The sequence below is a fragment of the Streptomyces sp. AN091965 genome (assembly GCF_022698285.1).
In the GTDB taxonomy this organism is placed as follows: domain Bacteria; phylum Actinomycetota; class Actinomycetes; order Streptomycetales; family Streptomycetaceae; genus Streptomyces.
In genome coordinates, this window is record NZ_JALDMY010000001.1 from 8,736,776 (window position 1) to 8,752,412 (window position 15,637).

A 15,637-nucleotide genomic window follows, 5' to 3' on the forward strand; every position below is an offset into this window, starting at 1 on the left:
TTTCTGATGCCTGCTGCATCCAACCAGAACAAAGCCGTTGAAGCGCTGCGCAAGTCGTTCAAGGAAATCGAGCGGCTCCGGCGTCAGAACCGCCAGCTGGTCAGTTCGGCCACCGAGCCCATTGCCATCATCGGTATGGCCTGCCGATTTCCGGGTGGAGTGAATTCCCCCGAGGCGCTGTGGCGCCTGGTCGCCGACGGATCGGACGCCATCTCGCCCTTCCCGACAAACCGCGGCTGGGACGTGGAGGGGATCTACAACCCGGATCCCGAGCATCCCGGTACCAGTTACGTTCGCGAAGGCGGCTTCCTCCACGACGCGGATCAATTCGACTCCGCTTTCTTCGGCATCCCGCCCCGCGAGGCCCTGGCCATGGACCCGCAGCAGCGGCTGCTCCTTGAGACGTCGTGGGAGGTCATGGAGCGGGCGGGCATCGACCCCGCGTCGTTGCGTGGCAGCCAGACAGGTGTCTTCACCGGCGCCATGCACACCACTTACGCTTCCGAGGCCGCGCAGATTCCGGACGAGATCGAGCCGTACCTCCACAACGGCGCGACCACCAGCATCGCCTCGGGCCGTGTCTCCTACACCTTCGGTTTCGAAGGCCCCGCGCTGACGGTGGACACCGCCTGCTCATCGGCGCTGGTCGCCCTGCACCTGGCCGCGCAGGCGCTGCGTCAGGGCGAGTGCTCCATGGCGCTGGTCGGCGGTGCGACGGTCATGGCGAGCCCCAAGGGCTTCGTCACCTTCAGCCGCCAGCGCGGACTGGCCGCCGACGGCCGGTGCAAGGCGTTCGCCGACGCTGCCGACGGCACCACATGGTCCGAGGGCATCGGTGTGTTGCTGGTGGAACGGCTGTCCGACGCGCGGCGCAACGGGCACGAGATCCTGGCGGTGGTGCGCGGCTCCGCCGTGAACCAGGACGGCGCGAGCAACGGCCTGACGGCCCCCAACGGCCCCTCTCAGCGCCGTGTGATCCGGCAGGCCCTCGAGAACTGCGAGCTGACCACCAACCAGATTGACGCCGTCGAGGCGCACGGTACGGGTACGACGCTGGGTGACCCGATCGAGGCGCAGGCGCTGCTGGCGACCTACGGGCAGGACCGGCCGGAGGGACGGCCGCTGTGGCTGGGCTCGCTGAAGTCGAACCTCGGTCACACACAGGCCGCCGCCGGTGTGGCCGGCGTCATCAAGATGGTGATGGCGATGCGGCACGGCGTGCTGCCGAAGACACTGCACGTCGACGCCCCGTCGAGCCACGTGGACTGGTCCGAGGGCGAGATCGAGCTGCTGACCGAGTCCAGGCCGTGGCCGGAGACGGGCGAGCCGCGCAGGGTCGGTGTGTCCTCGTTCGGTGTGAGCGGGACGAACGCGCATGTGATCCTGGAGCAGGCTCCGGAGGTCGAGGCGGCCGAGGAGCCTGCCGACGGCGGCGTCGCGGATCCGGTGGGTCCGGTGGGTCCGGTGGCCTGGGTGGTGTCGGGCAAGAGCGGCGACGCGCTGCGGGATCAGGCCGACAGGCTGCGGGAGTTCGTGGTCGAGCGCCCCGAGCTGGGCGCCGCCGATGTGGCGCTCTCCCTGGCGACGACCAGGTTCGCGTTCGAGCAGCGCGCCGTGGTGACCGGGACCAGCCGTGAGGAGCTCCTCGAGCGCCTGGAGGCGGTGGCCGAGGGGGCGAAGCTCCCCGGTGTGATCTGGGGGAAGGACGCCGAAACACCTGGTCGCTCGGTGTTCGTGTTCCCGGGTCAGGGGGCGCAGTGGGCGGGGATGGCGGTGGAGCTGCTGGAGTCTTCGCCGGTGTTCGCGGAGGCGGTTGGTGAGTGTGAGTCGGCGTTGTCGGCTTATGTGGACTGGTCGTTGACGGATGTGTTGCGTGGTGCCGGGGGTGCGCCTGGGTTTGACCGGGTGGATGTGGTGCAGCCGGTGTTGTTTGCGGTGATGGTGTCGTTGGCGCGGTTGTGGCGTTCGGTGGGTGTGGTGCCGGATGCGGTGATGGGCCACAGTCAGGGTGAGATCGCGGCGGCGTGTGTGGCGGGTGCGCTCTCGCTGGAGGACGCCGCGAAGGTGGTGACCCTGCGCTCGCAGGCGATCGCCGCCGGTCTCGCTGGTCGTGGTGGCATGGTGTCGGTCGGGCTTCCGGTCGACCAGGCGCAGGAGCGTATCGCCCGGTGGGGCGGTGCCATATCCGTTGCGGCGGTCAACGGCCCCGGTTCGGTCGTAGTGTCCGGTGACCCGGGTGCGCTCGACGAGATGGTCGCCGAACTTGAGGGTGAGGAGATCCGGGTCCGTCGGGTTCCGGTGGATTACGCCTCGCACTCCGCGCATGTGGAGTCGATTCGCGAGGAGTTGCTGAGGGTTCTGGCGGACCTGAAGCCCCGAACCTCCGAGGTGCCGTTCTACTCGACGGTGTCCGGTGAGCTGGTGGACACGGCCGCTCTGGACGCGGAGTACTGGTACCGGAATCTGCGGCAGACGGTGGAGCTGGAGTCCACGGCTCGCCTCCTGCTCGATGAGGGCCACACTGTGTTCATCGAGGTGAGCCCGCACCCGGTATTGACCCTGCCGGTGCAGCAAACGGTGGAGGCCGCTGAGGCGCAGGCCGTGGTCGTCGGCACGCTGCGGCGGGACGAGGGCGGACCCGAGCGGTTCCTGACCTCAGCAGCTGAGCTCTATGTCAGCGGAGCAAGCGTTGACTGGCGGAAGGTGTTCGCCGGACACGGCGCTCGCCAGATCGAGTTGCCGACGTATGCCTTCCAGCGGGAGCGGTTCTGGCTTGATGTTCCCGCGGGTGTGGGTGATGTGGGTTCGGTGGGGTTGGGTTCGCTGGGGCACCCGTTGTTGGGTGCGGTGGTGTCGTTGGCGAGCGGTGGTGGGGTGCTGCTGAATGGACGGCTGTCGTTGGCCACGCATGAGTGGCTGGCGGATCACGCCGTCCACGGGGTCGTGCTGCTGCCGGGGACTGCGTTCGTGGAGCTGGCGGTACTGGCGGGCGATCAGGTCGGCTGTGGTCGGGTCGAGGAACTGATCCTGGAAGCGCCGCTGATCCTGCCCGAGAAGGGCGGGGTGCACCTTCAGGTTGAGGTGGAGGAGGCGGATGCTTCCGGCTTCCGTGAGGTGAGTGTGTTCTCGCGGGAGGAAGCGGAGGGCGAGGGTGCCGCCTGGACGCGGCATGCCCACGGTCTGCTGGGTTCGGCCGCGCCCGGCTCCGAGGCCCGGTTCGACTTTGGTGTGTGGCCTCCGGTGGGGGCTGAGTTGGTTGATGTGTCGGGTGAGTATGTGCGAGCGGCGGAGAACGGGCTGGAGTACGGGTCGGTTTTCCAGGGGTTGAGGCGTGCGTGGCGGCGTGGTGGTGAGGTGTTCGCGGAGGTGGAGCTTCCGGAGGGTGAGCGGGAGCGGGCGGGCCGGTTTGGTCTGCATCCGGCGTTGTTCGATGCGGCGTTGCATGCGATGGGTGTGAGCGAGGGCTTCACGGGTGGGTCGGGGAGCCTGCTGCCGTTCTCCTGGCGTGGGTTTGTTCTGGAGGCGGTGGGTGCGACATCGCTACGCGTGCGGCTGGCTCCGGCGGGCGATGGTTCGGGTGCGGTGTCGGTGCTGGTGGGGGATGAGTCGGGGCGTGGGGTGGCGTCGGTCGAGTCGCTGGTGCTGCGGCCGGTTGACGCGGATCAGCTGAACTCCGTGGGCGGGGTGGCGCGGGATGCGCTGTTCCGGGTGGAGTGGGTGGATGCGCCCGGGGTTGTGGTGGCGGGTGAGGTGGCGTCGGGGACTGAGGTCATGCGGGTGGTCTCGGGTGGTTCGGATGTGGTGGGTGAGGTGTATGGGCGGGTCCTTGAGGTTCTGGAGCGGGTGCAGGCCTGGGTGGCGGACGAGGGTCTCGCGGGTGAGCGGCTGGTGGTGGTGACTCGGGGCGCTGTCGACGCGGGCGATGGTGTGCGGGACATGGCTGGGGCCGCGGTGTGGGGTCTGGTGCGGTCTGCGCAGTCGGAGAATCCCGGGCGTCTGGTGCTGGTGGACACCGATGACCTGGATGGTGCCGACGGTCTGCTTCCCGGGGTGTTGGCTCTGGGTGAGGAGCAGGTGGTGGTGCGTTCCGGTGTGGTGCGGGTGCCGCGCCTGGGCCGGTCGCTGCCTTCGGGTGACGCTCCGGAGTCGGGGGTGTTCGGTGCTGGCGCGGTGCTCGTGACCGGTGGCACGGGTGTTCTGGGTGGTTTCGTGGCCCGGCATCTGGTGGCCCGGCATGACGTCAGGAAGCTGGTGCTGCTGTCTCGCCGTGGCGCGGAGGCTGAGGGCGCGTCGGAGTTGCGGGCGGAGCTGGAAGCGGCTGGGGCTGAGGTGGTGATCGCGGCGTGTGACGCGGCGGATCGTGAGGCCTTGGCCGGGGTGTTGTCGGGGTTGCCTGAGGGCTTCGCGTTGAGTGGTGTGGTGCATGCGGCGGGTGTGCTGGATGACGGCCTGCTGACGTCGTTGACCCGTGAGCGGGTTGAGCCGGTGTTGCGGGCGAAGGTGGACGCGGCGTGGAACCTGCATGAGCTGACGACGGGGCTGGACCTGTCGGCCTTCGTGCTGTTCTCCTCGGCCACTGGTGTGCTGGGCGGCGCGGGGCAGAGCAATTACGCGGCGGCGAACGTGTTCCTGGACGGCCTCGCTTCGTGGCGGCGGGCTCAGGGGTTGCCGGGTGTGTCGATGGCGTGGGGTCTGTGGGCCGAGGCCAGCGGCATGACCGGACACCTCGGCGAGGACGACGTCCAGCGGATATCCCGCTCGGGCCTGGTACCACTGGCCACGGACGAGGGGCTTGAGCTGTTCGACGCGGCTCTGACTTCGGCTGCGGTTGTTCCGGTTCTCTTCCGGCTGGACATCCCGGCGCTGCGTGCGCAGGGCGCCGAACTCCCCGCCCTCTTCCGCAACGTCGTACCGGGGATGACGGTCCGGCGCGTCGTGGGCGCCGGAGCCACGGACGACATCGCCGCCCGTCTGCGGCGGCGACTGGCAGGCATGTCCGAGGCGGACCAGGAGCAATTCCTGCTCGAGGAGCTGATCCGCGTCCAGGCGGCCGCTGCCTTGGGACACGCCAAGTCGGACACCGTCGAGGTGGGACGGCCCTTCAAGGAACTGGGCTTCGACTCGCTCACCGCCGTGGAACTGCGGAACCGTCTGAGTGCGGAAACGGGTCTGCGCCTCCCGGCCACGCTTGTCTTCGACTACCCGAACCCGACCGTACTGGCGGGCTATCTGCGCTCGGAGATCCTCGGGGAGCAGGGCACGGCCATCGCGGCGCCGACGGCGGGCGGATCCGCCGACACCCCGGCACACACGGACGACGACCCGATCGCGATCGTCGCCATGAGCTGCCGTTTCCCCGGTGGGGTGCGGACGCCCGAGGAGCTCTGGCACCTGGTGATGGGTGGTACCGACGCCACCGCCTCGCTCCCGTCCAACCGCGGCTGGGACCTCGAGACGACGTACGACCCGGACCCCGCGCGCGAGGGCACGTACTACGCCCGCAACGGTGGCTTCCTCTACGACGCGGACCAGTTCGACCCGGCGTTCTTCGGGATCTCGCCGCGTGAGGCGCTCTCGATGGACCCGCAGCAGCGGCTGCTGCTGGAAACCTCGTGGGAGGCGTTCGAGCGGGCCGGTATCGACCCCGAGTCGGCGAAGGGAAGCCGGACCGGAGTCTTCGTCGGCGTTGTGTACAACGACTACGGCACCCGGCTGCAAGGGAACGCCCCCGAAGGCTTTGAGGGCTATCTCGGCACCGGCAGCGCGGGCAGCGTGGCCTCGGGCCGGATCTCCTACACCTTGGGCCTGGAAGGGCCCGCCGTGACGGTGGACACCGCGTGCTCGTCGTCGCTCGTCGCGCTGCACCTCGCGGTCCAGGCGCTGCACCAGGGCGAATGCGACTTGGCGCTCGCCGGTGGCGCGACGGTGATGTCCACACAGGCCGGCCTTGTGGACTTCAGCCGGCAGCGCGCGCTGTCCGCCGATGGCAGGTGCAAGGCGTTCAGCAATGGCGCAGACGGATTCGGATTCGCCGAAGGCGTCGGGCTGCTGCTCGTCGAGCGGCTGTCGGACGCCCGGCGCAACGGCCACGAGGTGCTGGCCCTCGTCCGGGGCTCGGCGGTCAACCAGGACGGTGCGTCGAACGGCCTGACCGCCCCGAACGGACCGTCGCAGCAGCGGGTGATCCACGCGGCGCTCAGGACCGCCCGTCTGTCGGGCGCCGAGGTCGACGCGGTGGAGGCGCACGGTACGGGTACGTCGCTGGGTGACCCGATCGAGGCGCAGGCGCTGCTGGCCACGTACGGCCAGGACCGGCCCGCGGACCAGCCGCTGTGGCTCGGATCGGTGAAGTCGAACATCGGCCATTCGCAGGCGGCGGCCGGTGTGGCCGGTGTCATCAAGATGGTGATGGCGATGCGGCACGGCGTGTTGCCGAAGTCGCTGCACATCGATGAGCCGTCACAGCACGTGGATTGGTCGGCGGGCGACGTCGCGCTGCTCACCGAGGCCACGGTCTGGCCGGAGTCGGGCCACCCTCGCCGCGTCGGCGTGTCGTCCTTCGGTGTGAGCGGGACGAACGCGCACGCGATCCTGGAGCAGGCTCCGGAGTCGGCGGAGGCTCCGGAGACCGAGGCGGCCGGGCTCGGGGCCGTCGAGGGTCCGGTGGCGTGGGTCGTGTCCGGCAAGAGCGGCGACGCGCTGCGGGACCAGGCCGACAGGCTGCGGGAGTTCGTGGCCGAGCGCCCGGAGTTGGGTGCCGCGGATGTGGCGTTGTCGTTGGTGTCGTCGCGTTCGGTGTTCGAGCACCGTGGGGTGGTGACGGGTGCCGGGCGTGAGGAGCTTCTGGCGCGGTTGGACGCGTTGGCCGGGGGCGAGGCGGCCTCGGGTGTGACGCGTGGTGTGGCCGATGTGCGTGGCCGTTCGGTGTTTGTGTTCCCGGGTCAGGGGGCGCAGTGGGTGGGTATGGCGGTGGGGTTGTTGGAGTCCTCGCCGGTGTTCGCGGAGGCGGTTGGTGAGTGTGAGTCGGCGTTGTCGGCTTATGTGGACTGGTCGTTGACGGATGTGTTGCGTGGTGTTGAGGGTGCGCCTGGGTTTGACCGGGTGGATGTGGTGCAGCCGGTGTTGTTCGCGGTGATGGTGTCGTTGGCTCGGTTGTGGCGTTGGGTGGGTGTGGTGCCGGATGCGGTGATGGGTCACAGTCAGGGTGAGATCGCGGCGGCGTGTGTGGCGGGTGCGCTGTCGCTGGAGGACGCGGCGAAGGTGGTGACCCTGCGTTCGCAGGCGATCGCGGCTGGTCTTGCGGGTCGTGGTGGCATGGTGTCGGTCGGGCTTCCGGTCGACCAGGCGCGGGAGCGTATTGCCGCGTGGGGCGGTGCGATATCCGTTGCTGCGGTCAACGGTCCGGGTTCGGTTGTGGTGTCCGGTGATGCGGGTGCGCTGGATGAGATGGTCGCCCAGCTGGAGGGTGAGGAGGTCCGGGTCCGTCGGGTTCCGGTGGACTATGCCTCGCACTCCGCGCATGTGGAGGAGATCCGCGAGGAGTTGCTGAAGGTTCTGGCGGACATCGCGCCGCGCTCATCGGAGGTGCCGTTCTACTCGACGGTGTTCGGTGAGCTGGTGGACACCGCCGGTCTGGATGCTGAGTACTGGTACCGGAATCTGCGGCAGACGGTGGAGCTGGAGTCCACGGCTCGCCTCCTGCTCGATGAGGGCCACACCGTGTTCATCGAGGTGAGCCCGCACCCGGTATTGACCCTGCCGGTGCAGCAGACGGTGGAGGCCGCTGAGGCGCAGGCCGTGGTCGTGGGCACGCTGCGCCGCGACGAGGGCGGTCTGGAGCGGTTCCTGACCTCCGCGGCTGAGCTCTATGTCAGTGGAGCAAGCGTTGACTGGCGGAAGGTGTTCGCCGGACACGGTGGCCGTCAGGTCGAGCTGCCGACGTACGCCTTCCAGCGGCAGCGGTACTGGCTGGACGCCGTCTCGGCTGCTGCGGGTGCGGTCACCGGTGACGGCTTGAGCGCCGACGCGGTGGACGTGCGCTTCTGGGAGGCCGTCGAGCGCGAGGATCTGGTGGCGCTGGCGCGGACGTTGGAGGTGGAGGGCGAGGAGCAGCAGTCGTTGACGGCGCTGCTTCCGGCGTTGTCGTCGTGGCGTCGGCAGCGGCGTGAGCAGAACACGGTGGACAGCTGGCGTTACAAGGTGGTCTGGAAGCCCCTGGCATCCGTGTCCGAGTCCGAGTCGACGCTCTCGGGCACCTGGCTCGTGGTCGTTCCGGAAGCCTGTGGTGACGAGACCCTGGCCGCCGCCGTGCTGGATGGCTTGACCGGCCGTGGTGCGCATGTCGTCTCCGTGGTCGTCGGGGCCGCGGATGACCGCGAGGCGGTCGCGGAGCGGCTGCGTGGGGCGCTCGGCGGGGCTGGGGTGGAGTCGTCGGCTGTGGCGGGTGTGTTCTCGCTGGTGGCGTTGGACGAGTCGGGGCATGGGGCCTTCGAGGGTGTTCCTGCTGGGTTTGCCGCGTTGGTGGGGCTGGTCCAGGGGCTGGGTGATGCGGGTGTGACGGCTCCGCTGTGGTGCGGTACCCGGGGTGCGGTGTCGGTGGGTCGTTCCGACCGGCTTGTGAGTCCGGTGCAGTCGCTGGCGTGGGGTCTGGGCCGGATCGTGGGGGCGGAGTATCCCCAGCGCTGGGGCGGTGTTGTGGACCTGCCCGAGACCATGGACAGCCGGGCGCTGGTCCGTCTGGCCGGGGTGCTGTCCGTGGAGGGTGGCGAGGACCAGGTCGCGGTGCGTGGCTCGGGCGTGTTCGTCAAGCGGTTGGTGCGTGCTTCCGTGCCTGAGGCTGTCGGCGTCGGTGGGTGGCGTCCGAGTGGTTCGGTGTTGGTGACGGGTGGTACGGGTGCGCTGGGCGGCCATGTGGCCCGGTGGCTGGCGCGTACGGGTGCTGAGCATCTCGTACTGACGAGTCGTCGCGGGATGGAGGCCGAGGGCGCTGTCGAGCTGAAGGCGGAGCTTGAGGGTCTGGGTGCCCGGGTGACGGTGGCGGCGTGTGATGCGGCGGACCGTGAGGCGCTGGCGGCGGTGCTGGAGGCGATTCCGGGCGAGTTCCCGCTGACCGGTGTGGTGCATACGGCGGGTGTGCTGGATGACGGTGTGGTGGACGCTCTGACGGTGGAGCGGGCGGCTGGGGTGTTGCGTCCGAAGGTGGACGCGACACGGAATCTGCACGAACTGACCGCCGGGATGGACCTGTCGGCCTTCGTGCTCTTCTCCTCCGGCGCCGCCACACTGGGCGGCCCGGGGCAGGGAAGTTACGCGGCAGGCAATTCCTATCTCGACGCGCTGGCGTTGCAGCGGCGCGCGGACGGTCTTGCGGCGACCTCGATCGCTTGGGGTGCCTGGGCCGGTGGTGGACTCGGCTCCGGTGAGGTCGGCGAGCGGATGAGTCGCTCGGGGATGCTGCCCATGTCCCCCGAGCTGGCGATTTCGGCGCTGCAGCAGGCGTTGGACCACGATGAGACGTTCCTCGCCGTCGCGGACATCGACTGGACACGCTTCGAAGCGGACTCTTTCGACACCCCCCTCTTCCGCGAGTTGCGCGGCGCGGGGACCACGGCCACGGGGAAGCAGTCCACGCCGGGCAGCGCCGACCGCGGGCGGGCGGAACTTCACGACCGGCTGGAAGCTCTGCCCCGGGAGAAGCGCGAAGCCGCGCTGCGCGATCTGGTGCGTGCCCAGGCCGCCGATGTCCTCGCTCACGACAGCGCGGACGCGGTCGCCTCGGACCGTGCCTTCCGCGACCTCGGCTTCGACTCGCTGACCGCCGTCGAGCTGCGCAACCGGATCGGCGCGGCGACCGGGCTGCGGCTCCCGGTCAGTCTGGTCTTCGACTACCCCACGCCCGCGGTGCTGGCGCGGTTCCTGAACGGCGAGATGTTCGGTACCGAGGAAGGTGGCGCCGCCGAGATCACGCCGACCCGATCGGACTCGTCCGACGAGCCCATCGCGATCGTGGCGATGAGCTGCCGCTTCCCGGGCGGCGTGCGAACCCCTGAGCAGCTGTGGGACGTGGTGAACGCCGGAGTCGACACGATCTCCGGATTCCCCGACGACCGTGGCTGGGACCTCGAGGGGCTCTACGACCCCGACCCTGACAAGCCGGGCAAGACCTACGCGCGCACCGGCGGATTCCTGGACAACATCGCCGACTTCGACCCGGACTTCTTCGGTATCTCACCGCGTGAGGCCCTGGCCATGGACCCCCAGCAGCGGCTGCTGCTTGAGACGTCCTGGGAGGCGTTCGAGCGGGCCGGCATCGACCCGGCGGCGTTGCGCGGCAGCCAGGCCGGTGTCTTCATCGGCTCGAACTACCAGGACTACAGCGGCCGGGCGATCAGCGCGCCGGACGGTGTGCAGGGCTATCTCGGACTCGGCAGCGCGTCCAGCGTCTCCTCCGGCCGTCTCTCCTACACCTTCGGCTTCGAGGGCCCGGCCGTGACGGTGGACACCGCGTGTTCGTCGTCGCTGGTCGCCCTGCACCTGGCCTGCCAGTCGCTGCGCCAGGGCGAGTGCGACATGGCGCTGGCCGGCGGTGTCACGATCATGGCCACGCCGGGCACGTTCGTCGAGTTCAGCGCCCAGCGTGTGCTGTCGCCGGACGGACGGTGCAAGGCGTTCGCCGCCGAGGCCGACGGCACCGGCTGGTCCGAGGGCGTGGGCATGCTCCTGGTGGAGCGGCTGTCGGAGGCCCGGCGCCGCGGCCACAAGGTGCTGGCCGTCGTGCGGGGTTCGGCGATCAACCAGGACGGTGCTTCCAACGGTCTTACGGCGCCGAACGGCCCGTCGCAGCAGCGTGTGATCGGCAAGGCTCTTGAGAACGCGGGCCTGTCGGCCGCCGACGTCGACGCGGTCGAGGCCCATGGCACGGGCACCTCGCTGGGTGACCCGATCGAGGCGCAGGCGCTGCTGGCCACGTACGGCCAGGGACGGCCCGAGGGCCAACCGCTGTGGCTGGGTTCCATCAAGTCGAACATCGGTCATACGCAGGCCGCCGCCGGTGTCGCAGGTGTCATCAAGATGGTGATGGCCATGCGCGAGGGGGTCCTGCCCAAGACCCTCTACGCGGACGAGCCCTCCCCGCACATCGACTGGACCAGCGGTGCCGTGTCGCTGCTGAACGAGGCGACCGCGTGGCCGGAGACGGACCGCCCGCGCCGGGCGGCCGTGTCGTCCTTCGGGATCAGCGGCACCAACGCGCACACGATCATCGAGGCGGCCGACCCCGTTGAGTCGCCGTCGCCGTCGCCGTCGCCGTCGCCGTCGCCGTCGCCGGAGACGGATGGCGATGCCACCGGTTCGCCGACCGGTATGACGATGGTTCCCTGGTTGCTCTCCGGCAGCAACGCCGATGCGCTGAGCGCTCAGGCCGGGCGGCTGCGCGAGTTCGACGGCGTGCGCACCGCGGACGCCGGTGACGTCGCCGACATCGGCTATTCGCTGGCGACCACCCGTTCCGCCCTGCCCTACCGCGCCGCTGTGGTCGCGGAGGACCCGGCGCAGTTCCGCTCCGGGCTCGAAGCGCTGGCGGAGGGCAGGAACGCGGCCACGCTGATCCAGGGCGTGGCACGGGCCGAGCACAAGACGGCGTTCCTGTTCTCGGGCCAGGGCGCGCAACGGCTCGGCATGGGCCGGGAGCTGTACGACGCCTTCCCGGTGTTCGCCCAGGCGCTGGACGAGGTGTGCGCGCATCTCGACATGCTGCTCGACCGTCCGCTGACCGCGGTGATGTTCGCGACCGAGGGCAGTGCCGACGCCGAACTGCTGAACCAGACGGCGTTCACCCAGCCCGCGCTGTTCGCCATCGAAGTGGCGCTCTACCGGCTCCTGGAGCACTGGGGCATCACCCCGGACGTGCTGATCGGCCACTCCATCGGTGAGATCGCCGCCGCCCACGTGGCCGGGGTGTTTTCCCTGGAGGACGCGTGCGCCCTGGTGGCGGCCCGTGGCCGGCTGATGCAGGCGCTGCCCGAAGGCGGCGCAATGGTGGCCGTCCAGGCGCCCGAGGAGGAGGTCGCCGCGTCGCTGGCCGGCCGTGAGGCCGAGGTGAGCATCGCGGCTGTCAACGGCCCCACGGCCGTGGTCATCGCGGGCGACGAGCCCGCGGTCCTTGAGATCGCCGGACAGTGGGAGCGAGAGGGCCGCAAGACACGCCGCCTGCGGGTCAGCCACGCCTTCCACTCCCCGCGCATGGACGGTGTGCTCGGTGACTTCCGGAAGGTCGTCGAGGGGCTGTTGTTCGCCCCGCCGACCATCTCCCTGGTCTCCAACGTCACCGGTACCCCGGCCGACGCTGACGAGGTGTGCTCGCCGGAGTACTGGGTGCGCCACGTCCGCGAGGCCGTGCGGTTCGCGGACGGGGTACGGACCCTGGAGAACCTGGGCGTGACCTCGTTCGTCGAGGTGGGCCCGGACGGTGTGCTCACCGCGATGGCGCAGGACTGCCTGACGGCCGCAGGATCCGATGGCGCGGTCGCGCCCGCCCTCGTGGCCGTGCTGCGCAAGGACCGGCCCGAGCTCCAGTCGCTGACCACGGCACTGGCCGAACTCCACGTCCACGGCGCCACGGTGAAGTGGGAGGCGGTGTTCGCCGGGCACGGCGCCCAGCGGGTCGAGCTGCCGACCTACGCGTTCCAGCGGCAGCGCTACTGGCTCGAAGCCGCGCCGACCACCGGTGAAGACGTGACATCGGCCGGCCTGGACTCGCCCGACCATCCGCTCCTCGGCGCCGCCGTCGCCCCGGCCGAAACCGACACGTACCTGTTCACCGGGCGCCTGTCGGTCGCCACCCAGCCGTGGCTGGCCGACCACGCCTTCGCGGACACCGTTCTCTTCCCCGGCACGGCCTTTGTGGAACTGGCCCTGCGCGCGGCCGAGCAGGTGGGCTACGAGCGGGTGGAGGAACTGACCATCGAAGCGCCCTTGGTCCTGCCCGTGCGCGGCGCGGTCCAGATCCAGCTCGCCGTGGGCGAACCCGACGAGTCCGGAGCCCGCTCGCTCAACCTGCACTCCAGGCCCGAGGACGCCCAGCCGGACGACCCCTGGACACGTCATACGACCGGCCTGCTCAGCAGGGACGCGTCCACCACGGCACCGGAGTCCGTGGCCGCCGACTTCGCCGTGTGGCCGCCTGCGGAGGCGAAGGCCGTCGACGTGGCCGATCTCTACGACCGGTTCATCGACGTCGGCTTCGCCTACGGCCCGGCCTTCCAGGGGCTGCGCGCCGCCTGGCGCCGTGGCGACGAGATCTTCGCCGAGGTCGACCTGCCTGAGGCACAGAAGGGCGAGGCCGCGCGCTACGGCCTCCACCCAGCGCTGCTCGACGCGTCGCTGCACACCGTGGCGTTCAAGCCGTCCGGCAGCGACGGCAGCACCCTCCCGTTCTCATGGAACGGCGTGACCCTCCACGCGAGCGGCACGTCCGCGCTGCGCGTACGGCTGACGAGCGTCGGCGAGGACACGGTCTCCCTGCATGTCACCGACACCTCCGGCGCGCTCGTCGCCTCGGTCGACTCCCTCGTACTGCGGCCCGTGGCCCCGGAGCAGGTCAACTCGGCCCAGCCGCACGAGTCGCTGTACCAGATCGAATGGGTGCCGACCGCCCCGAAGACGAGCGGCGCGGCCACCGGGCACTGGGCGCTCGTCGGACCCGACCGGGCCGAGCTGACCGGCGTCCTCGGATCGGCCGACGTCACCATGGACACCTACCCGGACCTCGCGGCCCTGGCCGAGGCCATCGACGCGGGCGCGACCGCGCCCGACGTCGTACTCGCCGCGAACGTGTCCCGCACCGGGCGGACGAGGGAACTGGCACAGGCGGTACGGGAAGCCGGCCACCACGCCCTCGACCTGCTCAAGAGCTGGCTGGCCGACAACCGCCTCGGCGCCTCCCGGCTGGTGTTCCTCACCCAGGGAGCCATCGCCGCGGGCGACGACACCGATGTGGCCGACCCCGCCGGCGCGGCCGTCTGGGGCCTGGTGCGCTCGGCCCAGTCCGAGAACCCCGGCCGGTTCGTCCTGGCCGACCTGGACGACCAGGAGGGCTCGCGCCGGATCCTCCCCGCGGCGCTCACCACCGACGAACCACAGATCGTGGTCCGGAACGGCACGGCCCTGGCCTGCAGGCTGGCCCGGGTAGCGGCGCGCGACAGCGCGTCCGAGCAGGGCGGCGCGCGGTCGGCCACGACCGGCGTCACCTGGGACCCGCAGGGCACCGTCCTGGTCACCGGGGCGGCATCCGGCCTCGGCGGCCTGATCGCCAAGCACCTCGTCGGCGAGCACGGCGTCCGCCACCTCGTGCTGGTCAGCCGCCGCGGCCTCGCCGCGGACGGCGCGGCCGAACTGCGGACGGAGCTCACGGACCTCGGCGCCCATGCCGTGGTCGCCGCCTGTGACACCGCCGACCGCGACTCCCTCGCCGCGCTCCTGGCCTCCCTGCCGGACGAACACCCGCTCACCGCCGTGGTGCACACCGCCGGAGTGCTGGACGACGGCGTCGTCGAAGCCCTCACCCCCGAGCGGGTCGACCGTGTGCTGCGGCCCAAGGTGGACGCAGTGCTCAATCTGCACGAGCTGACCGCCGGTCTCGACCTGTCCGCGTTCGTGCTCTTCTCCTCGCTCTCCGGGACCCTCGGCGGCACCGGCCAGGCCAACTACGCTGCCGCCAACGCCTTCCTGGACGCGTTCGCCCACCGGCGCAGGGCCGAGGGCCTTCCCGCCCAGTCGCTCGCCTGGGGCCTGTGGGAGGAGCGCAGCGGCATGACCGGCAAGCTGGACGAGGCCCACATGCGGCGCCTCGCCCGCGAAGGCGTGACCCCGATGTCCTCCGAGGAGGCCCTGGCCCTGTTCGACACCGCTTGCGGCATCGACGCGGCCACCCTGGTACCGGCACGGCTCAACGCCGCGGCGTGGCGAGCCCAGGACGGGCCGATCCCGGCGCTGCTGCGGGGCATCATCCGGACAACGGCTCGACGCGGCGCCGCGAAGGCGTCCACGGGCGGCTCCGGTGCCAACCCCGCCGACCTGCGTCGCCGTATCGGCTCGATGAACCCCGCCGCCCGGCAGCAGGCGCTCCTCGAACTGGTCACGGAGCACGCGGCCATGGCGCTGGGCCACGACAGCCCGCGCATGATCGCCCCGGACCGTGGCTTCCTCGAGCTCGGCTTCGACTCGCTGACCGCGGTCGGACTGCGCAACCAGCTGGGCACGGTGACCGGTCTGCGGCTCCCCGCCACCCTGCTGTTCGACTACACGACGTCCAGGGCGCTGGCCGGCTACCTGGCGCAGGTGCTGGTCGCGGAAGAGCCGGACGCATCGCTGGTGCTGCCGGTCCTGTCGGAGCTGGAGAAGCTGGAGAGCTCCATCGCCGAGGTGGTGGCGGACGACGCCGCCACGGCACGTCTCACCTCGCGCTTGCAGCAGGTCCTGGCGAAGCTGACCGCGGGGCAGCAGGCGGAGACGGCGAACGGTGGGGTCGCCGCCACCACGTTCGAGTCGGCGACCGACGACGAGATCTTCGACTTCCTCGACGAGGAGCTCTCGTGACGCGGACGCCCCCGTCCCCGGAAGTTACCGGCCGAAGGCTTTC

General features: G+C 70.5%; 1 protein-coding gene. It reads left to right on the forward strand.

Going from position 1 to position 15,637, the window contains the following annotated elements:
• Positions 1 to 6: 6 nt before the first annotated feature.
• Positions 7 to 15,594 (forward strand): type I polyketide synthase, encoded by a 15,588-nt coding sequence (locus tag MQV74_RS36250; protein ID WP_242727537.1) that lies wholly within the window; start codon positions 7 to 9, stop codon positions 15,592 to 15,594.
• The last annotated feature ends 43 nt before the right edge of the window (positions 15,595 to 15,637 follow it).

Coding starts and splice junctions, on each gene's coding strand:
- MQV74_RS36250 (WP_242727537.1), top strand. CDS start 7: ATGCCTGCTGCATCCAACCAGAACAAAGCCGTTGAAGCGCTGCGCAAG.